We start from the raw sequence: 21,801 nt of genomic DNA on the forward strand, positions 1-21,801 counted from the left end.
GTAGTCAAACAACAGAGGCGAGAGAGCTTGTTATTCGACGGGCCAATGTAAAAACGTCGCTCCTGCTTGCGCGGGAACGACGTTTTTCAACTTACGGTGAAACGATCAGTCCTTGCTGCTCTCGCCCTTGCGATGCGGCTTCTTGCCCGGCATCGGCTTGTCCGTCACGCGGCGGTCGGCGCCGCTTTTGGTGAACGGCTTCTTGGCGCCGGCGGCTGGCACGGCCGGCGTTTCACCGTCACGCGTGATCGCCAGCTGGCGGCCAGCGACCCAGATCGACTTGAGCTGCGTGAACAGCTCGGCCGGCATGTCCGATGGCAGGTCGAGCGTCGAGTAATCGTCATAGATCTCGATGCGGCCGATCTGCTTCGACGGGATGTTCGCTTCGTTGGCGATCGCGCCGACGATATTGCCCGGCTTGGCGCCGTGAGCAAAGCCCACTTCGATGCGGAACGTGGCCATGCCCGGCTCAGGGTCGCGCATGACGCGCTCTTTCTTGAAGCCTGGCTCGCGCGCAGGGCGCGCTGGACGCTCTTCCCAGTCACCGCGCGGTTCGCGTGGTGCACGCTCGTGGCTGCCACCGAATTCGCGCTGCGACGGCATGCTTTCCGGACGCACGTCGCGGTCAGGCTTGGTCAGCAGCAGCGGCTCGTCGCCACGTGCCATCTTGGCCAGGGCGGCGGCGATGTCGATGGCCGGCACATTGTCGTCGCGCTCGACGTCTTCGATCAGCGCGCGGAAGACTTCGAGGTTGCCTTCGGCCAGCGTGGCGCGGATCTGGTCCTTGAAGCGCGTCATGCGCACTTCGTTGACGGCCTTGACGGTTGGCAGTTCGAGTGGCGCGACCGGCTGGCGAGTGGTGCGCTCGATCAGCTTGAGCAGGCTGCGCTCGCGCGGGGTGATGAACAGGATCGCTTCGCCGCTGCGGCCAGCGCGGCCGGTACGGCCGATGCGGTGGGTGTAGCTCTCAGGGTCCGACGGCACGTCGTAGTTGATGACGTGGCTGATGCGCTCGACGTCCAGGCCGCGCGCGGCAACGTCGGTCGCGACCAGGATGTCGATCTTGCCCTTCTTGAGGTTATCGATCGTGCGCTCGCGCTGCTGCTGGGCGATGTCGCCGTTGATGGCAGCGGCCGAGAACCCGCGCGCCTGCAGCTTGGTCGCCAGTTCTTCGGTGCCCAGCTTGGTGCGCGCGAAGATGATCATGCCGTCGAAGGCTTCGGCTTCGAGGATGCGGGTGAGCGCGTCGAGCTTGTGCATGCCGGCCACCAGCCAGTAGCGCTGGCGGATATTGTCGGCGGTGCCGGTCTTGGCCGCGACCGTGATCTCTTGCGGCTCGCGCAGGTAGGTCTTGGCGATGCGCTTGATCGCTGGCGGCATGGTGGCCGAGAACAGCGTGGTCTGGCGCGTGGCCGGGGTTTTTTGCAGGATCTGCTCGACGTCGTCGATAAAGCCCATGCGCAGCATTTCATCGGCTTCGTCCAGCACGAGGGTGGTCAGCTTCGACAGGTCGAGCGAGCCCTTCTGGATGTGATCGATGACGCGACCTGGCGTGCCGACGACGACGTGCACGCCGCGGCGCAGCGACGACAGTTGCGGGCCGTAGCTCTGGCCGCCGTAGATCGGCAGCACGTGGAAGCCCTTGATGTGGGCGGCGTAGCTCTGGAACGCTTCGGCGACCTGGATCGCCAGTTCGCGCGTCGGCGCCAGCACCAGCGCTTGCGGCGCGGTCTGCTTGATGTCGATGTTCGACAGGATCGGCAGTGCGAAGGCCGCGGTTTTACCGGTACCGGTCTGCGCTTGTCCCAGCACGTCGCGCCCTTCCAGCAACAGGGGAATGGTGGCTGCCTGGATCGGCGACGGCGTTTCGTATCCGACGTCTTTCAATGCTTTCAGGACAGGCGCCGAAAGATTGAGGTCGGAAAACGATGGGATTGGGGTGTCTGACATAGAGGAAGTTGCTCTTATTAAGTAAGTACGAATGCGACAGTTTACACCGTTGCTTCGTTGGGGGCGCTAAATACAATGGACCGGGCGGCCGAAACCACAGAATCCGAACAATGAAAAATGCCCTTGCAGGCACACCTGCAAGGGCATTGGCGGTCGCGGTAGCGCCCCGTTGGGTGGCGCTACCTTCGCTCAGTACCGGATTACAGCTTGTAGTTCAGGCCGAACAACATCTGGCGGCCATACTTGGCATAGCCGCGCGGACGGTCTTCGGTACCAGCGTAGCTGCGGAAGGCGGTGTCGGTCAGGTTGTTGACCTGGAACAGCACGGACAGACCTTCGACTTGCTTGAAGTCATAACCCAATTGCAGGTCGACTACTTTATCAGCTTTTACGTAAGTCAGCTCGGTTGCACCACCAATTCCGCCGATTTCACCCACATAATCGCTGCGATAACGCTGGCTGATACGTGCCGAGAATCCATCCTTCTCGTAATACGCCGTGAAGTTGAACACGCGCTTCGACAAGCCCGGCAGCGGAATCGCGACATTGCCGAAGCGCTGGTCGAGAATCGAGATTTCGCTGTTGGTGAACGACGCGTTGGCCGTGATGCCGAAACCGTCGAGCATCGGGTGGATCATATCCAGCGGGGTCGATGCCGCAAACTCCAGACCACGCAGACTACCGCCCTCGCCGTTACGCGGCTGGGTGATGGTGCCGATATTGGTCAGGGCGCCCTGCAGGTTGAACTCCGAGAAGTCACGCGGCACGGTCACGCTGTAGATGTACGAGGACAGATCCTTGTAGAAACCAGCAGCCGAGATATAGCCCTTGTTGCCGAAGTACTTTTCGTACGACAGGTCGACCTGCTTGGCGCGCCATGGATCGAGCTGCGCATTGCCGCCGTTACCGTACGGGGTGCCGGTGGTCTGGGCGGTCAGGCCCACTTCCAGCGCCGCGTTCAGCTGGTTCAGCTTGGCGCGGGCCAGCGTCTTGCCGGCGCCGAAGCGCAGGAATTGCTGGTCAGGCAGGCTCCAGGCCAGGTTGATGCTTGGCAGGTAGTCGGTGTACTTCTTGCCGTCGGTCAGCGGGACCAGGTCGGCGAATGGCCAGGCGCGCAGCGTGTTCGCAGTCGAGCTCTGGTCGGTTTCGATGACTTGCATGCCGATATTGCCGCGCAGTGGCATCGACATCAGTTCGGTGTCGATGTTCAGCTTGGCGTAACCGGTCTTGACCTTTTCTTCGATCGTCCAGTTCTTGGTCGCGCCCCATGGCACCAGCACGGCTGGCGTGAATGGGCCGAAGTTGTTGGCCAGCACGCCGTCGATGTCCCAGCTCAGGCTGTTCTGCAGACCGTACAACGCTTGCGAGCTGTTGAGAACGTTGGCGCCGAAGGTGCCGTTGCCGATCTTCGAGAAGCCCGTTTCCAGGTGTGCTTTTTCTTTTTCGCGCTTCGAGTAATTGAAGCCCAGCTCCAGGCTGTTGAAGTACGCGTTGTCGAACTTGCGCTCGATGCTCGTGCGGAACGAGGTCATCTTGTCGGTCATGTTCGGGGCATTGACATAGCCTTCGCCGAACTGGCCGCCGATGGCGATCTGCGACGGATCGTCATAGGTGCCCGACAGGCCCAGCACAGGAATCGTGCCGCCGTTGTAGCTGTAGTTCAGCGTCTGGCGCGCAGCGCGGCCGGCGTTGATCTCGATCAGCTGTTCTTTATGATCAGCCTTCGAGCGGCTGATGTCGACGATGCCGACCCAGTCGCCCGTCGTATAGCGGTTGTTCCAGCCGAAGGCGGTCAGCTTGTCGTCGCGCGTCAGGCGGTTGTTACGCACGACCGGATTGACGTTGTTGGCGGTGCCGCTGATCATCGTGCCGTTCACGACGGTCGGGTTCGAGAAACGCACTTCGCCGTCGTCCTTGAGTGGCATTTCGATGCCGCGGCGGATTTCTTCCTGGTCGAAACGCGAGTGGTAGACGTCGAAGGTCGAGCTGAAGTTGCGGTTAGGACGCCATTCGAGCACACCCATCAGGCCATCGCGCACCTGGTTGCCGGTCGTGGCGATCGACTTCATGCCCTTTGGCACTTTGACGGTCGAGCCTGGCACGACATTGGTATCGTCCACCCAGTCCCAGGTTTCGAACTGTTCGCCGACGTTCGGCTTGTCCTGGCGTGCGTAGCCGATGGCCACACCGATCGTGCGGTTGGCGAACTGGTCGATGTACGACGCGCTGACGCGGCTGCCGGTGTCGGGCGAGCCGGCGCTGATTTCGCCTTTCGAGTTCTTTTCGCCGCGCACATTGACGGTGACGACACGTTCGCGCAGCGACAGCGGCTTGATGGTTTGCAGGTCGACCGTGCCCGACAGGCCCTGGCCGATCACGGCGGCGTCGCCGGTTTTGTACACGGTGACGGCGCTGATCAGTTCGGATGGGTACTGGTCGTATTCGACGGTACGGTCCGAGCTGGTGGTGACTTGTTCGCGGCCGTTGAGCAGCGCGGTCGACAGGTCGCCCGAGGTGCCGCGGATGCTGATCGACTGGGCCTGGCCGTTGACGCGCTGCGCCGACAGACCTGGCAGGCGGGCCAGCGATTCGGCGATCGACACGTCCGGCAGCTTGCCGATGTCTTCCGACGAAATGGCTTCAACGATGCCGGTCGATTCGCGCTTGACGGCAATTGCGTCCTCGATGGCGCGGCGGATACCGGTGACGGTCACGGTGGCAACCGGCGCATCGCTGGCGGCGGTGTCAGTCGTCGTGGCGGTTTGCGCCTGCGCGCTGCCGGCCATGATGGTGACGAAGATGGCGCATCCGGCGGCCACTGGGCTCAGCTGGAACGCGGAACGCTTGTTGGCGAAAGTTTTCATGATCTCCTCAGAACGACGTAATTTCCCTAGAGCAGCTTTCGACCGCACGTTCGGGACTTTGTTATGACACGCCTTAACAGCAACGCTGGGCGGGATTCTGTATTAAAACTAGATGCACTGTCAACGGGAGTAGCTTTCAAACGAACTCAGGTCACATACAGTCACAATATTCAACAAAAACAATGAGTTATTAACTGATGAGTAGCGTGCGTGTGGTTTTTAACGCGTGTAGTACGGCTACAAAGGCTCTAAAATGCGACGCTTTATACTCATTTGCACCGAAACGGTGCGCCGGATGTAGTAAAACATTCAGGCCCCACAAGATCGCTTGTAACTTCACTACATAAATTTTGTATTTTTACAACAGACGAAAAAAAATCCCCGGTAGCCTGGCGGCTGCCGAAGATGACTTGACGCAAGTGGGAAGCTGTTACTAAGCCTCGCCGGTCATCAGAACTTGTAGTTGGCGCCGAACCGGTAGGTGCGGCCGTAATCGACGCGACGGGTGATCGAATCGCTGCTGTTCGTGTACTCCTGGTACGGCGCATTGTTCCAGTTGTTGGCCTGGGCAAACACCGACAAGCCCTTGGCGAAGCCCGACTGGATTACATACGACAGCTGGAAGTCGACGATGGTCTCGCCTTTCATGAACGTGTACTGCAGCGTGTCCGAGAAGTCCGGCGACTGGCCCAGGAAGTCCGAACGCTTGCGCGCTGCGGCGGCGATCTGGAAGCCGTACTTTTCGTAGTACACGCGCAGATTGCTGACCTTGCGCGACAGGCCCGGCAGCGGGATCGACTGCGCCGACGTCTGCACGTTGCCAAAGCCCAGTGCCGGAATGTCGATGGCCGAGCTGGTGAACGAGTGGTTGGCCACGATGCCGAAGCCGTCCAGCCAGTCGCTCGCCATGTTCAGCGGAATATTCACTGCCAGCTCGTAGCCCTTGATGCTGCCGCCGTTCCCGTTTTCAGGACGGTTCAGCACGCCAACGGTCGAGCCGGCGAAGTCGCCGGTGGTCGGCAGCGGCGTGGTCGAGGTCGTCCATGGCGCGAAGTCGTATTCCGACGGCGTGCGCAGGATGAACGTGTCGAGCTTCTTGTAGAACACGGCCGCGCTGACATAGCCCTTCTTCGCGAAGTACTTTTCGTACGACAGGTCGAACGCCTTGGCCTTGAATGGCTTGAGCGCCGGGTTGCCGCCACCGCCGCTGATGAACGGGTTGGTCACGCCGGTGTTCACGCCAAAGCCGATGCCGCCACGCAGGTCGTCCAGGTTCGGACGCGACAGCACTTGCGCCAGACCCATGCGCAGCACCTGGTCATTCTTCAGGTCGAACGACAGGTTCAGGCTTGGCAGCACGTCCCAGTAGCTGACGCTGTCGACGACGCGCACGGCCGGGCAGGCATCGGCCGTTTCGCCGGTGCAGCTGCCGCTGTTGTAGCCGCCGCCCGTCTGCTTCGTGTGCACGAACTGAGAGCCGACGTTGCCGCGGTATTTAAAGCCGAACAGCTCGCCGTTCAGGTCGCCCATCAGGTAAGCGGTCTGGACCGTCTCCTTGACATCCCGGAACTTGGTCAGGATGTCGGCATTGATGTTGGTGGCCAGCTGGTGCACGGTGCCGAGCGAGCCGGACGGATTCCACGAGACGATCGGGATGCCGGTGGTGCCGGCAACGGCGGTTCCCGTGCCCGGCATTGTCTGCGCAGCGAACTGGGCGCCGCCCAGGATCTCGAGACGGCCTTCTTCGCCGCTGCGCGCTTTTTCGCGGTCGGTGAAGTTGTAGCCGAACTGCACGGCCGACATCGGGCCCCACTCAACCGGACGCTTGGCGTTCAGGCGGATCGCCTTGAGCGTGTCTTCCACGTACGGCTGGGCCAGGTAGCCGGCTTGCGGCAGGATGTTGGTGGCGGTGCCCGACCAGCCGTTCACGTCGGTCAGTTGCGCAACCGCGCGGTCCGAATAGTTCAGGCCAGTACGCCAGGCGACGTCGGTGAAATTGCCGCCGCTAAAACCGGTCCGCGAAATCGTGTCCAGCGGATTCGCATTGCCCGGCAGGTCGGCGGTGGTTTCGTAACGCGCGCTCAGCTTGGTCGCTTTCGACCAGGTGGTATCAAGGCTGGTGCTCCATTCGCCCAGCTTGAGCTCGTTCTTCCAGCCGACCGTCTTCAGGTCGTCTTCCGACGTCTCGACGTGGTTACGCACCACGCCCTTGTAGTTGGTCAGCGTGCCGCTGGTGGCCACGCCGTTCTGCACGACGACATTCTGCAGCACGCCGGCCGGGTCATACAGGCCCGAGGTGTTCGAGCCGACTGCACCTTCGAAACCGCTGCGCTTCAAGCCCGTCTCGCCGGCCGAATAGAACAGGTCGAGGGTCGAGCGGAAATCGCGGTCGGACGGAACTGCAGCGACATGAAGGCGCCGTCGCGCTTGTGCGACGTCGATTCGGTGTCGGCGGTAAAGCCCAGTGGCACCAGTACATTCTGGCCATTGAACGGCAGGGCTGCCGTGTTGCCGCCCCAGGCGTCGAACTTGCGCTGCTCGCCGCCGGTTTCGTCGTACGACGTGATGCCCAGTGCGATGCCGAACTTGCGGTCGGCGAACTGGTCGATGTACGAGAACGAGACGCGGTCGCCACTGCCTTCTTCGGCGGTGCGCACGCCCAGGCGGCTGCGCTTGTAGTTGGCGGCAATGACACGCTTGCCGAAGTCCAGCGGCTGCACGGTTTTCAGGTCGATCGTCGCGGACAGGCCCTGGCCGATGACACTCGCGTCCGGTGTCTTGTAGATCACGACGCCGCCCATCAGCTCGGATGGGAACAGGTCGAATTCAGGATTGCGGGCATTGCCGGTCGAGGCCATTTCGCGGCCGTTGAGCAGCGTGCCGTTAAAGCTCGGCGACAGGCCGCGCACCGAGATTTCCGATGCACGTCCCGAACCGCGGCTGCGCTGGGCGGTCACGCCCGGCAGGCGCGCGATCGACTCGGCGACCGACGTGTCCGGCAATTTACCGATGTCTTCGGCCGAGATCGCTTCAACGATCGAGTTCGAATTGCGCTTGATCGAGATCGCCGCTTCGATGCCGGTCCGGATGCCAGTCACCGTCACGGTCGAAACCACTGCGTTCGGGAAAGCAGTCGGTGCGGCGGCCGGCGCCTCTGCCGGCGTCTGCACCGTGGCAGCGGCCACGGGCGTGTTCGGTGCGACGGGGGTGGCTTCTGCACTGCCCGAGGCTTGCGCATACGCGTTACCTGCCAGGGCCGACAGCAGCACGGCGCAACCGGCGGCGAACGGGTTCAACGGAAATGCAAAACTGGCTGCGGTACGGCGACGGGCGGTGGTGGCCCAGGTGGCGGTGGCGTTCAGGTGTCTCCTCGGTTTTTATTAACTGCCGGTAACGACTCTGTACTAAAACTAGAGCCGGAACAGGCAGCAATCTGTGGCGAGGATCATGGCATGCTTTGCACGACAACAACATTGTGCACGTTGTACTTGGGCTACAGATTTGCGGGCTTTAGGGCCATCTGAGGGCCCTTCACACCCAATCTGAAGGTAATCTGAAGGTTCGCCGGCCGTACGTCTATGTAGTCGGGGTGAAATCGAATCCGCCCTACAGGATTGTTGGAGCGCAGGGTTTATAGTAACCTTCGATTAACACAACCATCACCGGCCCCGCGTTCCACCGTCGACTTGCTGCCTCTGTAGTCAAACTACGTCAACAGTATCCCGACTGGCACCAGCCGCAGAACCCATGAGACAATTCCTCGCCACCATCGTGCTCGGCAGCGCTTCGCTTGCCGCCTTCGCCCAGGCCCCTGCCATCGATCGCATGGAGCCACCATTCTGGTGGGCCGGCATGCACGACAACAAGGTCCAGCTGATGGTCCACGGCGAGGCAATTGCCGACCTGACGCCGACGCTGACCTACCCCGGCGCGCGCATTGCATCGGTCACGCGCACACCGAACCGCAACTACCTGTTCATCGACCTCGTGCTCGATGCGAAGGTGGCGCCCGGCAAATTCGACATCACGTTCAGCGGCGCCGGTCGCACGACCACGCACGCCTACCGCCTGCTGGCGCGCGCGCCGGGTTCCGCGACGCGCCAGGGCTTTTCCAGCAAGGACGCGATCTACCAGATCATGCCGGACCGCTTCGCCAATGGCGACCCGTCCAACGACAACGTCGCCGGCATGCTCGACAAGGCCGACCGCAAGGGGGGCCTGGGCCGCCACGGTGGCGACATCCAGGGCGCGATCAACCACCTCGACTACATCGCGGACATGGGCTTCACGCAGCTGTGGCCGACGCCGCTCATCGAAAACAATATGCCGGGCTACTCGTACCACGGCTATGCGGCCACCGACCTGTACAAGATCGACCCGCGCTACGGCAGCAACGAGGACTTCGTGCGCCTGTCGACCGAAGCGAAGAAACGCGGCATCGGCATCATCCAGGACGTGGTGCTGTCGCACATCGGTTCGCATCACTGGTGGATGAAGGACGTGCCGGCGCCGGACTGGATCAACTACAGCGACAAGTTCGTCCCGACCCAGCACTACCACACGGCGGTACAGGACCCGTACGGCGCGAAAGAGGACGCCGACAACTTCACGCGCGGCTGGTTCGTCAAGAGCATGCCCGACCTGAACCAGTCCAATCCGCTGCTGGCCAACTAGCTCATCCAGAACAACATCTGGTGGATTGAATACGCGCAGCTCTCGGGCCTGCGCATCGACACCTTCGGCTATTCGGACAGCGCGTTTCTGTCGGAGTACACGCGCCGCATCATGGCCGAGTACCCGAACCTGAACCTGGTCGGCGAAGAGTGGAGCACGAAGGTGCCGGTCGTGGCGCGCTGGCAGCGCGGCAAGGACAACTTCGACGGCTACCGCGCCTACACGCCCAGCATGATGGACTTCCCGGTGGCCGAGGCGATGCGCACCGCGCTGGCCGACAAGAAGGGCGGCAACGTGTTCTCCGATGTGTATGAGACGCTGTCGCTCGACTACCTGTATCCGCAAGCCGGCAACCTGGTGCTGTTCGCCGACAACCACGACATGTCGCGCATCTACAGCGTCGCCGGCGAGGATTTCGACAAGTACAAGATGGCGATGGTGTTCATGATGACCGCGCCGCGCATCCCGCAGTTCTATGTGGGCGACGAGCTGCTGTTTACCAGCCCGACCAAGGACCGCGACGACGCCAGCTACCGCATCCCGTTCCCGGGCGGCTGGGCCGGCGACAAGGTCAATGCGTTCACCGGCAAGGGCCTGAAGGACAAGCCACGCGCGGCGCAGGCCTTCGTGCGCAAGCTGACCAACTGGCGCAAGGGCCAGCCGGTGATCCACAGCGGCCGCTTGATGCATTACGGGCCGCAAAATAATACCTACGTTTACTTTCGCTATAACGCGGATAAAAAAGTGCTGGTCGCGTTCAACAACAACGCGAAAGAAATGGCGCTCGATGTCGACCGTTTCCGCGAAATGCTCACGGGCGTCACCAGCGGCGTGGATGTCCTGACCGGCAAGACGTTCGACCTGCGCTCGACGCTGACCCTGCCCCCACGCGCCTCGGTGATCCTGGAACTAGATGCGCTGGAGCTGGAGACGCCGCGATGATGCGCAGCGCCATCGCACTGGCCGCCCTCCTTGCCTGCGGCGCCGCCCATGCACAGTCAGATGCCGCCTTGTTCGTGCGCGGTGCGTTCAATGGCTGGGGGACGGCGGACGCGCTGGCGCCCAAGGGCAAGGGCATCTATCAGGCCGACATCGCCGTCGCGCCGGGCAATCATGCATTCAAACTCGGTAGCAGCGACTGGGCGGCCGAATGGGTGATCGATCCGGACAAGAGCGTCAATGCGGCCCCCGGCACCGCGTACCAGCTCGAACGCCTGTCCGGGCCGGAGACGTTTTTGTTCGTGCGCACGTCCGGGACGTACCGTTTCACGCTGGACGCGAGCGACCCGGCCAAACCTGCGCTGAAAATCACGCGTCTGGCCGATGCAGATCGCGCCAACGCGCCCGATCCGCACGCGGGCCACGCTGCGGTCGTCACGCAAGCCTGGCCGACCTGGGACGGCAAGACCGAGACGGTACGCTACTCGACGCCGGATGCGCAGGCGCTGCTGCGCCAGTATGTCCAGTCAAGCACGATGAGCCTGCGCGACCCCGGTCCGCAGCATGTGGCGTACGTGGAGCAGGAAGGGTTGCCGCGCGCCCGTACCGGCAACCTCACCTTCGACGCGCTGTTCGCGCTGGCCGGCGCCGAGATGCGGCTCAATTCGGTCAGCCAGATCAAGGACGGCAACTACAACGGCGGCAACGCCATCGATTGCGAGTGCTTTTCCACGGGCGAAAAGTGGGCATATGTCTGGACGCGCGACCTGTCGTATGCGGCCGACCTGGGCCTGGCCCTGCTCGACCCGCAGCGCGTGCGCAATGCGCTCGACTTCAAGCTCTCTGGCTGGCGCGCCGGCGTCACGCCGGTGGCGCAGATCCCCGCCACGGCGGACGGCCTGCAGATCGTGCAGGACACCGGCAGCGGCGGCAGCTGGCCTGTCAGCACCGACCGCCTGACCTGGGCCTTCGCGGCCGAAGAGACGCTGCGCACGCTGCCGGCTGCCGAGCGTGCGCCGTTCGCCAGCAAGGCCTTGACCGCGCTGTCGAACACGCTCGAGATCGATCGCGTGGCGGCGTTCGACGCGGCCACGGGCCTGTACACGGGCGAAGAATCGTTCCTCGACTGGCGCGACCAGACCTACGCCGCCTGGATGCCAGGCGACCTGGCGTCGATGGCCAGCGCGAAGGCGCTGTCGACCAACGTCGTCATCTTCCAGGCGCTCAAGCTGGCGGCGCAACTGGCGCGCGAACAGCGCGATGCGGCCAAGGCCGCGCGCTACACGCGCTGGGCATCGGAGCTGAAACGCGCGATCAACCAGGAACTCTGGCTGGCCGACGAAGGCATGTACAGCAGCCTCACGGCCGGCCATCTGGACGGCGCGCCGCTGCACAAGTTCGACTGGCTCGGCCAGGCGCTGGCGATTGTCAGCGGCGTGGCCGACGACAGGCAGACGGCGTCGATCCTGGCGCGCTATCCGCATGGCCCGATGGGCGCGCCCGTGATCTGGCCACAGCAGATCGGCGCGCCGGTGTACCACAACCGCGCCATCTGGCCCTTCGTCACGGCGTATGGCCTGCGCGCCGCAGCACAGGGCAAGAACGCGGCGGTGGCCGATGCCGCCTACGCGACGCTGATGCGCGGCGCGGCGGTGAACCTGTCGAACATGGAAAACCTCGAGTGGTTGTCGGGCCAGCCATTGCTGCTCGATGAAACCACGCCGGCATTGAGCGGCCCCGTGATCAATTCGCGCCGCCAGTTATGGTCGGTCGGCGGGTATCTGGGCATGGTGATCGGCAGCGTGTTCGGCGTGAGCGTGCAGGACGACGGCATCGTGCTGCGCCCGTTCGTGACGGCCAGGCTGCGGCGCGAGACTTTTGGCGCGTCGAACGAGATTGCCTTGCACGACCTGCGCCTGCACGGCAAGCGCATCGACGTGGTGCTGCGCCTGCCGCCCGCGGCTGACGGCGATGGCTATCACCGGGTCGAGCGCATCCTGTTGAACGGCAAGCAGGTCAGGGACACGCTGCGCACGGGTGATTTGCGCGCCGAAAATCGCATCGAGATCGTGCTGGGCAAAGTCGTCGCCGGGGCGCAGGGCATCCGCCACGTTCAGGCCAATCCGTATGAAGAATCGTCCGTCACGTTTGGTCCGCGCGAACCGGTGATCGACGCTTTGACGCGAGATGCGTCCGGCGCCGTGGCGTTGACGATCGGCGCAGGTGGCAATGCGGGGAATGTGACCTATCGCGTCTACCGCGACGGCAAGCGGGTGGCCGACAAGCTGCCGGCCGGCGCCTGGACCGACCACAAGGCCGGTGTGGCGTCGTGCTATGCGGTGGAGGCGCGCTTTGCCGACAGCGGCAATGTGAGCCACCACAGCCAGCCGCGCTGCATTGACGCAGTCGCTGGCATCGACATCGGCGTCACCGACCCGCGCGTGACGTCGAACCTGACGAGCACCGCGCCGGATGCGCGCTTCGCCCTGCCCGCGATCCGCGACTGGGGCCGGCCGCACGACCGCTTTGCCGTGGACGGAATGCGCGTCGAACATGGGGGCGACTACCGGGTCCAGGTGCGTTATCACAACGGTGCAAACCAGGTCAATCTGGGGATCAGTGGCGGCGTGAAGTGGCTGGCTTTGAAGAATGGCGCTGGCCAGGTCGTGGCCCAGGGCGTGATCCAGTTGCCGCATGCGCCGCTGTTCAAGGGCGCCACGCCGACCGTGTATTCGACACCACTGGCCGCGCGCCTGGAGGCCGGCAGCTACCGCCTGGAGATGACGGATTTCTACAATATGAGCTATCTGGAGAGCAACCGCACCTTCACCGGTGCCGGTGGCGCCGAACCGGCCAACCGGTTCGACATCCATGGGGTGCGGCTGCTCCGCGTGAAGTAGGCCGGCCGGCTCAGGCGGCGTCGCCGGGTGTGGCGGCGTCGGCCTGTGGCGGCGCCAGCAACAGCTTGAGCCGCCCTTCCAGCACGCGGAACTCGAACGGCGTTGCCATCTTGCTGACTTCGCCATCGACGGCCACCTTCAGGCGCTTGCGCCCGTACAGCGACGGCGTACGCACGGTCATGCGCTTGAACGAGAACGCCACGACGTCGTCGGCGTCACCCAGCTTGCCGAGCGCACCGCGCACCAGCAGGCCCAGCAGCCCGAGTTTGCCCATCGGCTTGGGCGCCAGCGCGGCCAGTTGACCATCCTCGACCGCATCGGTCAATTGCTCCATGCCGACCTGCTCCATCTGCAGCCGGTTATTCCCCACGAACAGCGTCGTGGTGCGCAAGCGCTGCTCTTTACCGTCGAGCTCGAGCCGGATCTGCAGATGGCGGTGCGCACGCAGCGTCATCTTGATGGCCGAGAGAAACGCGACCACGCGGCTGCGCCCGAACTCGCGCTTGTCGTGCTCGCGCTCTTCGAGCAGTGCCGGATACAGGCCAACACTCGCATTGACCAGGAATATCTTGTCGTTGAGCATGCCCACCTGCACCGGCCGGATCGTGGCGCGCAGCAGCGCGTGCACGGCCTCGGCCAGGTCTTCCGGAATCCCGTGGGTGCGTCCGAAATAGTTGAAGGTACCCTGCGGCAGCACGCCGAACGGACACCCGGCCAGCACCGCCTGGTGCGCGACCGTGTTGATGGTGCCGTCGCCGCCTGCGGCCACCAGCACGCCGCCGCTGGCGACAGCCTTGGCCGCCATGTCCTTGGCGATCTGTTCGATGCGCTCGGGCTCGTCCACCACTTCCAGATGGCACACGCGGCCACCGGCGGCCATGACCTCGTTGATCGTGGAGATACGCATCTCGGTTTCGGAATGACCCGACCCCGCGTTCAGAACAATGAAGAAAGGAGCGTCAGGTAGCAACTCGGTGGCTGGCATCGCAAGGTCGATTCGGTGAAAGATGGTTGATCGAGAATGCCGCCATCGTATCACCGGCCTTGCCGCCGCTAGGTGCGTTATTCAACCGTCGCGTGCAGGCGCCAGATCGGTCAGGTAGACGTTGACGGCCGGCTGGTCCGGCACCAGGACGGCCAGGCGTTCAAACCGCATCCCCAGACGCAGCAGCAGCGCGATCGAGGCCGCATTCGCGGGCGACGTGAACGCAGCCAGGCACGTGATGCCAAGGGTGCGCGCATGCGCCATCACGCCCCGGGCTGCCTCAAGCGCATAACCCTGCCCGCGCGCCTCTGGCAGGAACGCATAGCCAATGTCGACGTGTTCGAGGAATTCGCGCTTGACGAGGCCGGACAAGCCGAGCGGCGCGCCCCCATCCAGCGCCTCGACGAGGTAGAGGGAATGCCCGTACCTGGCCTGCATCGCAATGGGGCCATCGCGCAGCGCAGCGCGGGCGGCGGGCAAGTCATGCAGATTGCGCTGACCGATATGTTCGACGAAGGCGGGGTCGTTGACAAGCCGCAGGAAGAACGGTGCGTCGGCCTCGGTGACAAGGCGCAGCCGCAGGCGTTCGGTACATACAACAGGATGCACGGCGTCCATCACCCACCCGGCGCGTCGTCGGCCGTCGGCCAGTGATCGGGATCCTGCAGCAACTGGTACATCACGTAGGCATCGATATAGCCCAGGCGCTTGTGGCGAAACGCCTTGGGCAGCGTTCCGACAATCGAAAAACCGAGCTTTTTCCACAGCCCGATGGCCGGGCCATTGGTGCTGACCACATGGTTGAACTGCATCGCCAGATAGCCGCGGCTGCGCGCTTCGGCCAGGCTGTGCTGGCCCATGGCGCGGCCCACCCCCGCGCCCTGCGCCGCCGGGTTGACCATGTACGAGGCATTGGCCACGTGATGGCCGCGCCCTACCTGGTTCGGCACCAGGCGGTACATGCCCAGAACCCGGCCGCCCGCGCTCACCGCGACAAAGCTGGCCACGCCCTCGCCCAGCCAGTAGTCGTACCCGGCTTCGCGGGACGTCGCCGTGCTGAAGACATAGCTTTCACCGGCCTCGATATGGGCACAAAAAATGGTCCAGATCGACTCGAAATCGGCTTCGAGCGCAGGACGGATAACAAGATCTTTCACAACAATCTACGGGAGTGCCAGGACAGGGCGGTCCGCTATTTTGCCTGAAAATACACGAATTCTCACGCAGTATATTGACATTTTAGCTACGGCCGAGGCGGAAGTCGGCGCTATCCGGGCGCCCGGGCAGATGCAGTCGGCTGGCCGCCGCTGGCGCTTCTGCCACGACCTGGCCGCGCCGCAACACGAAGCGGCGCGGGGCGCGCAGGCGGATCGCTTCCAACGTCGAGCCGGCGTCCAGGATCACCAGGTCGGCGTGGCAGCCCGGCGCCAGGCCGTAGCTGTCGAGGCCGAGAATGCGCGCGGGCGTCTCGGTGATGGCGGTAAAGCACGATTGCATCGCTTCCAGTCCCGTCATCTGCGCCACGTGCAGGCCCATGTGCGCCACCTCGAGCATGTCGCCCGAGCCCATCCCGTACCACGGATCGAGCACGCAATCGTGACCAAAGGCGACGTCGACGCCAGCGGCCATCAGCTCGGGCACGCGCGTCATGCCGCGCCGCTTCGGGTAGGTGTCGTTGCGGCCCTGCAGCGTGATGTTGATGAGCGGGTTGGCGATCGCAGCCACGCCGCTCTCGGCGATCAGCGGGATCAGCTTGCTCACGTAATAATTGTCCATCGAATGCATCGAGGTCAGGTGCGAGCCGGCCACCCTGCCCTGCAGCCCCAGGCGCTGCGTTTCATACGCCAGGGTTTCGATATGGCGCGACATCGGGTCATCGCTCTCGTCGCAGTGCATGTCCACGCGCAGGCCGCGCTCGGCGGCGAATTCGCACAGCAGGCGGACCGATTCGGCGCCCTGCGCCATCGTGCGCTCGAAGTGGGGAATGCCGCCGACGACATCGACGCCCATGGCGATCGAGCGCTTGAGGTTCTCGAACGCGTTGGCGCTGCGCAGCAAGCCGTCTTGCGGAAAGGCGACCAGTTGCAGGTCGAGATACGGCGCCACGCGGCGCTTGACTTCCAGCAGCGCCTCGACTGCCAGCAGGCGGTCGTCGCAGACGTCGACGTGGGTGCGGATCGCCAGCAGGCCGCGCGCCACCGCCCAGTCGCAATAACGCAACGCGCGCTCGATCAGCGCATCCTGGCTCAACTGCGGTTTCAGCTCGCCCCACAGCGTGATTCCTTCCAGCAAGGTGCCGCTCTGGTTCACGCGCGGCAGGCCGTAGCTCAGCGTGGCGTCCATATGGAAGTGCGCATCGACGAACGGCGGGCTGACCAGGTCGCCCGCGGCGTCGATCTCGCGCACGCCGCGGGCTGCCAGTTGTGGCGCCAACGCCGCGATGCGGCCGTCCTGAATGCCGATGTCGATGCCGGTGCGGCCATCGGGCAGCGTGGTATTGCGGATCACGAGGTCCATGGTGACTCCATTGAGTTGTTGTGCGATTGTAGCAACTGTGGCGCAGGGGTATGGCAATGCTGCAACGCAATATCATCCGCGCCGGATAAGCGACCGACGTTCATTGCACGCGCCACCAATCGTGGGTACACTGAATTTATTGCAGCGCGCCATACTTGATAGATAGGAAACTTCATGACCTCACTCTCCGAGCAGTTGTCCGCAGCACCCAACCATTACCTGACTGCACCAATGAACGCGCAGCTCACGATGCTCAATGCATTTGCCACCCAGGCGCTCGAGAGCGCCAGCCGCATCACGGCGCTGAATCTGACCACGTCCCAACAAGTGCTCGAGCGCTCGGCGCAAACCGCCCGCCAGCTGATCGGTGCGCGTGATGCCCGCGACCTCGCCGTGCTGCGCAGCCATGCCGAAGAACAGGTGCACAGCCTGTTTGCCTATAGCCGCGAATTGCTGGGCATCGCTGTCGGCGCGCAGCCAATCCTGCTGCGCAGCGCGACGCCAGCACCGGTGACCGAGCCGGTCGCCGAGATGGCGCAGGTTGTCGTCGATGCCGGCAACGCCACCGCCGACACCGTGCAGGCAGCGGCCGAGCGCACGATCGATGCGGTTGCAGTAGCGCCGACGCAGGCACCCGTCGCCGTTGCACCGACGCCTGTTGCCGAAGCGCCCGAGCCAGAAATTGAAGCAGCGCCAGCAGTAGAAGCTGCGCCCCAGCCTGCCCCGACCATCGACGCGATGGCCGGCGTACTGCACGAATCGGCGCCCGATGACGCCGCTCCGCATGTGCTGCCCGGCCCTGCTGCAGCCAAGCCCACGCCGATTGCCCAGGCCGCCGGCAACGGCGCCGTGCTCGCCGCGACGCCACCGGCCCCGGCGGCCGCGCCGATCGAGCGACGCGACCCGGATGCGCCGGCCACGGCGGCCACGCCACGCCGGCGCCGCAAGTAAGGCAGCAACTAACGCCAAGGCCGATAGCTCGCCAGACGAGCGCATCAACCAGGGTGCCGCGCTGCGCCAAACAGGCGAAACGATTACACTAGCGGACTCTCGCCCTGATGCCGTAGGGTGGACGGCTCTGCCGTCCACGCGTTCAAAATACACTGATTTCGTGGCGATGCGTTCAAATCACACTGATTTCGTGGCGCATTGACATTGGTTGAACGCGTGGGCGGGGTACCCGCCCACCCTACGCCGGCATCAGGGTTACGGCCCGCTTTTTTTCGGGCGCAACCGCAAGGAATTCGAATGAGTTTGTCCAGGCTGATCGGCGGCTTCGTGCGCCGGCATTGGCAATCCTATGCCTCATCGGCCGTGATGCTCGTCGGTGTGGCGATCTGCACGGTCCTCATCCCCCGCAAGGTCGGCGCACTGGTCGACGCGCTCGCCACCAACCGTCTCGGCGAGCAGGAACTGCTGCTCGGCATCGCCCAGGTCATCGGCCTGGGCGTGGCCATCTACGTGCTGCGCGTGTGCTGGCGCATCCGCCTGTATTCGGCCGCCTACCAGCTCGGCGTCGAGCTGCGCACGCGCCTGTATGCACGCCTGGCTGCGCAAGGCCCCGCCTTCTATCAGCGCCAGCGCACCGGCGACCTGATGGCGCTGGCCACCAACGACATCGACGCCATCGAAATGGCCGCCGGCGAAGCCCTGCTGGCCGCGTTCGACGGCACGCTCACGCTGGTGATGGTCCTGGGGATCATGACACTGGGCGTGGACTGGCGCCTGGCGCTGGTCGCGCTGCTGCCGTTCCCGCTGATGGGACTCGCGTTCTGGTACATCTCGACCCACATCCAAAAGGCCGAAGGCGATGCGCTCAAGGGTTTCTCGAAGCTGAACGACCACGTGCAGGAGTCGCTGTCGGGCGTGCGCACGCTGCGCGCCCTCGGCCTCGAAGCGCGCAGCAGCACCCAGTTCGGCGTGCTGACCGCGAACGCGGCCGAAGCCAGCCTCACCGCCCAGAAATGGGAAGCGGCCTACGAGCCGGCCGTCGGCCTGGCGCTGACCGCTGCCACCGGCCTGACGCTGGGCCTGGGCGGTTACCTGGTATGGCAGGGCGAGCTGACGGTCGGCGCGCTGACCAGTTTCACGATGTACCTGGGTCAGCTGATCTGGCCCATGTTTGCCGCCGGCTGGGTGGTCACGCTGATCGAACGGGGCCGCGCCGGCATGGCGCGCCTGCAGCCGCTGCTCGAGGCGCCGCTGTCGGTCGAAGACGCCGGCACGCTCGACCAGGTGGGCCAGGGCCCGCTGGTGCTCGATGGCGTCACGTTCACGTATGGTGCAAATGGCGGTGGCAAGCAAGGTCATCAAGACGGCACCGCGCAAGCGCCGGCCCTCTCCGACGTGTCGGTCACGCTCGAACCCGGCCAGACGCTGGGCCTCGTCGGCCCGACCGGCTCCGGCAAATCGACGCTGCTGCGCGTGCTGCTGCGCCAGGCGACACCACAACAGGGCCGCGTGCGCTGGGCCGGGCAGCCACTCGACGCCTATCGCCTGAGCGCCCTGCGTGGCGCCACCAGCTGGGTGCCGCAAGAGTCGTTCCTGTTCTCGGCCACGATCGCCGAGAACATCGCGCTGGCCCGGCCCGACGCCTCGCGCGCCGAGATCGAAGGCGCAGCGCGCATGGCCGCCATCCACGACGACATCCTGCGCTTCCCGTACGGGTACGACACGCCGGTAGGCGAAAAAGGCATCACGCTCTCGGGCGGCCAGCGCCAGCGCGTGGCGATTGCCCGTGCACTGCTGGCCGACAATCCGCTGCTGCTGCTCGACGACGCGCTGTCGGCGGTGGACACCGGCACCGAAACCCGCATCCTCGACCATCTGGCCGAACTGCGCCGTGCGCGGCCCGAGCGCGCCGCCATCATTGCCAGCCACCGCCTGTCGGCGGTGGTCGCGGCCGACCACATCGTGGTCCTGCGCGCCGGGCGCGTGATCGAAGCGGGCACGCACGACGAACTCTTGCTGCTGGACGGCTGGTATGCCAGCCAGTGGCGCTATCAACAACTGGAGGCCAGCCTTGACGCAACCTGAAGCAACGCTGGACACCGCTGCGGCATCCACCACCACGCCGCCGCCCAAGACCGACAACAGCCTGGAACGCGGCGTCATGCGCGACCAGGCCAGGCTGGCCATGCGCCTGCTGCGCCGCGCCGCCGCGCCCGAACAGCGCCACCTGGTCATCGCCACGCTGTGGCTGATCCTGGCGGCGGCCTTCGAGGTCGTCGGCCCGCTGCTGGGCAAGGCGCTGATCGACGACCACCTGCTGCCGCGCAATCTCGACTGGCCGCAGATGGCCCTGCTGCTGGGCGGCCTGGTCGTCACCGGCTGGGTCTCGAGCTGGGTGCGCTATCTGCAACTGATTCGCCTGTCCGGCGTGGCGATGCGCTCGGTGCAGCGCCTGCGCGAGTGGGTCTATGACCATGTGCTGCGCCTGCCGATGGCCTTCTTCGACCGGGCCATCACCGGCCAGCTGGTCAGCCGCGTGACGAACGACACCGAAGCCGTCAAAACGCTCTACATCCAGGTTCTGTACGTCTTGCTCGACAACTCGATCGTCCTGATCGGGACGATGATCGCGATGGCCTGGCTCGACTGGCGCCTGATGCTGATCGTGCTGTTGCTGGTGCCGGCGGTGGTCGGCATCGTCTGGCTCTACCAGCGCCTGTCGGCGCCGGCCGTCACGCGCGCGCGCGCCCTGCGCAGCGACATCAATGCGCAGATGGCCGAGTCGATCGGTGGCATGACTGTCCTGCAGGCCAGCAATGCCGAGCTGCGCTTCGGCGAACGCTTCCTGGTCACCAACCGCACCCACTACACGGCGCGCCTGGCCGAGCTGCGCGCCAATGCCTTCCTGCTGCGCCCTGCCCTCGACCTGCTCAACGTGGCCCTGCTGGCACTGGTGATCTTCGCCTTCGGTCAGCGCGAGATCGGCGCCGTCGAAGTGGGCGTGCTGTACGCGTTCGTCAGCTACATCGCGCGCGTGGTCGAGCCGCTCATCCAGATCACGATGCAGTTCAGCGGCCTGCAACAGGCGGTGGTCGCGGCCGCGCGCGTGAACACGCTGCTCGATGAAGCCGGCGCCCCCGAGCACGACCTGGACCGCAAGGACGGCCAGAACGTGTTCTCGCCCGACGCACCGGCAGTGAGCGTGCGCAACGTCGAATTTGCCTACGTCGCCGGGCAGCCGGTGCTGCACGACCTGTCGCTCGACGTGCCGCAGGGCGCGTTCTTCGGCATTGTCGGCCACACCGGCAGCGGCAAGTCGACGCTGCTGTCGCTGCTGCTGCGCTACTACGTCGTCGAACAGGGCAGCATCGAGATCGGCGGCGTGCCGCTGGCAAAGATCGGCAACGAGCGCTTCCGCAACGAAGTGGGCCTGGTGCCGCAGGACCCGTTCATCCTGGCCGCCAGTGCGCGTGAAAACATCGACATGGGCCGCGGCCTGCCGCTCGAGCGGCTGATCGAGGCGGCGCGTGCGGCGCATGCGCATGACTTCATCAGTGCGCTCGAACAGGGTTACGACACGCAGCTGGGCGAAGGCGGCTCGCGCCTGTCGTCGGGCCAGAAGCAGCTGATCGCGATTGCCCGCGCGCTGGCGGGCCAGCCGCGCATCCTGCTGCTCGACGAAGCGACGTCGCGCATCGACAGCGCCACCGAACAGGTGGTGCAACAGGCACTGGAAGAACTGCGCGGCAAGGTGACCGTCATCGCCATCGCGCACCGCCTGTCGACGATCCGCGACGCCGACCGCATCATCGTGCTCAACCATGGCCGGATCACCGAGGCCGGACCGCACGAAGACCTGATGCGCATCGAGGGCGGGCTGTACCAGCGCCTGTATCTGCTGCAACAGATCGCGCTCTAGGGCCGCGCTCTCGCTGCCCCCGTGACGCTGTGTCATTTTTGTGACATTTCACGACAATCTGAATTTCTCGTTTGCAACAGCAATATAATAATCAAAACCAAC

The 21,801-nt window shown here is 64.5% G+C and carries 13 protein-coding genes and 1 pseudogene; 6 read left to right on the forward strand and 8 right to left on the reverse strand.

The genetic code is table 11. From position 1 onward, the window contains the following. Positions 1–105: 105 nt before the first annotated feature. The 4 genes from RCH14_RS18250 to RCH14_RS18265 form a co-directional block, all read right to left on the reverse strand. Positions 106–1,950 (reverse strand): DEAD/DEAH box helicase, encoded by a 1,845-nt coding sequence (locus tag RCH14_RS18250; RefSeq protein WP_343027527.1) that lies wholly within the window; start codon positions 1,948–1,950, stop codon positions 106–108. Positions 1,951–2,150: 200 nt separating this feature from the next. Next, positions 2,151–4,814, reverse strand: a complete 2,664-nt coding sequence (locus RCH14_RS18255) for a TonB-dependent receptor (RefSeq protein WP_343027528.1) — start codon at positions 4,812–4,814, stop codon at positions 2,151–2,153. 450 nt (positions 4,815–5,264) lie between these two features. Continuing rightward, complete coding sequence (locus RCH14_RS18260) at positions 5,265–7,151, reverse strand: TonB-dependent receptor (RefSeq protein ID WP_343027529.1); 1,887 nt, start codon at positions 7,149–7,151, stop codon at positions 5,265–5,267. Beyond that, the gene (locus RCH14_RS18265; RefSeq protein ID WP_343027530.1) at positions 7,148–8,110 is read right to left on the reverse strand and encodes a TonB-dependent receptor plug domain-containing protein; all 963 of its coding nucleotides are present in this window, start codon (positions 8,108–8,110) and stop codon (positions 7,148–7,150) included. Before RCH14_RS18265 ends, RCH14_RS18260 begins: the two co-directional genes overlap by 4 nt. A gap of 529 nt (positions 8,111–8,639) precedes the next feature. Between RCH14_RS18265 and RCH14_RS18270 the strand changes: the two are divergent. The 3 genes and pseudogenes from RCH14_RS18270 to RCH14_RS18280 form a co-directional block, all read left to right on the forward strand. After that, positions 8,640–9,977: pseudogene (locus RCH14_RS18270) on the forward strand (alpha-amylase family glycosyl hydrolase); the annotation flags it as partial. A gap of 195 nt (positions 9,978–10,172) precedes the next feature. Continuing rightward, a complete protein-coding gene (locus tag RCH14_RS18275) occupies positions 10,173–10,430 on the forward strand; it encodes a cyclomaltodextrinase C-terminal domain-containing protein (protein ID WP_343027670.1) in 258 nt (85 codons plus the stop codon). Further along, the gene (locus tag RCH14_RS18280) at positions 10,427–13,327 is read left to right on the forward strand and encodes an esterase (protein WP_343027531.1); all 2,901 of its coding nucleotides are present in this window, start codon (positions 10,427–10,429) and stop codon (positions 13,325–13,327) included. Before RCH14_RS18275 ends, RCH14_RS18280 begins: the two co-directional genes overlap by 4 nt. A 10-nt stretch (positions 13,328–13,337) precedes the next feature. Here the strand turns inward: RCH14_RS18280 and RCH14_RS18285 are convergent, their stop codons facing one another. The 4 genes from RCH14_RS18285 to RCH14_RS18300 all read right to left on the reverse strand — a co-directional run bounded on the left by RCH14_RS18285 (position 13,338) and on the right by RCH14_RS18300 (position 16,829). After that, complete coding sequence (locus RCH14_RS18285) at positions 13,338–14,312, reverse strand: diacylglycerol kinase family protein (protein WP_343027532.1); 975 nt, start codon at positions 14,310–14,312, stop codon at positions 13,338–13,340. Between the two features lie 81 nt (positions 14,313–14,393). Further along, entirely contained in the window at positions 14,394–14,921 is a 528-nt protein-coding gene (locus tag RCH14_RS18290) for a GNAT family N-acetyltransferase (RefSeq protein ID WP_407070090.1), read from the reverse strand. Between the two features lie 8 nt (positions 14,922–14,929). Then, positions 14,930–15,469: a GNAT family N-acetyltransferase gene (locus tag RCH14_RS18295; protein ID WP_343027534.1), complete on the reverse strand. Its 540-nt coding sequence runs from the start codon at positions 15,467–15,469 to the stop codon at positions 14,930–14,932. A gap of 82 nt (positions 15,470–15,551) precedes the next feature. Then, positions 15,552–16,829 carry an amidohydrolase family protein gene (locus RCH14_RS18300; protein WP_343027535.1) on the reverse strand — a complete coding sequence of 426 codons (1,278 nt, stop codon included), beginning with the start codon at positions 16,827–16,829 and terminating at the stop codon, positions 15,552–15,554. Positions 16,830–17,003: 174 nt separating this feature from the next. Between RCH14_RS18300 and RCH14_RS18305 the strand changes: the two genes are divergently transcribed. The 3 genes from RCH14_RS18305 to RCH14_RS18315 all read left to right on the forward strand — a co-directional run bounded on the left by RCH14_RS18305 (position 17,004) and on the right by RCH14_RS18315 (position 21,699). Continuing rightward, positions 17,004–17,780 carry a phasin family protein gene (locus RCH14_RS18305; protein WP_343027536.1) on the forward strand — a complete coding sequence of 259 codons (777 nt, stop codon included), beginning with the start codon at positions 17,004–17,006 and terminating at the stop codon, positions 17,778–17,780. A gap of 297 nt (positions 17,781–18,077) precedes the next feature. Further along, positions 18,078–19,865, forward strand: a complete 1,788-nt coding sequence (locus tag RCH14_RS18310) for an ABC transporter transmembrane domain-containing protein (RefSeq protein ID WP_343027537.1) — start codon at positions 18,078–18,080, stop codon at positions 19,863–19,865. A gap of 76 nt (positions 19,866–19,941) precedes the next feature. After that, on the forward strand, positions 19,942–21,699 hold the full coding sequence (locus RCH14_RS18315; RefSeq protein ID WP_343027671.1) for an ABC transporter transmembrane domain-containing protein: 1,758 nt from the start codon (positions 19,942–19,944) through the stop codon (positions 21,697–21,699). The last annotated feature ends 102 nt before the right edge of the window (positions 21,700–21,801 follow it).

The sequence above is a fragment of the Massilia sp. MP_M2 genome (assembly GCF_039123635.1).
In the GTDB taxonomy this organism is placed as follows: domain Bacteria; phylum Pseudomonadota; class Gammaproteobacteria; order Burkholderiales; family Burkholderiaceae_D; genus Telluria.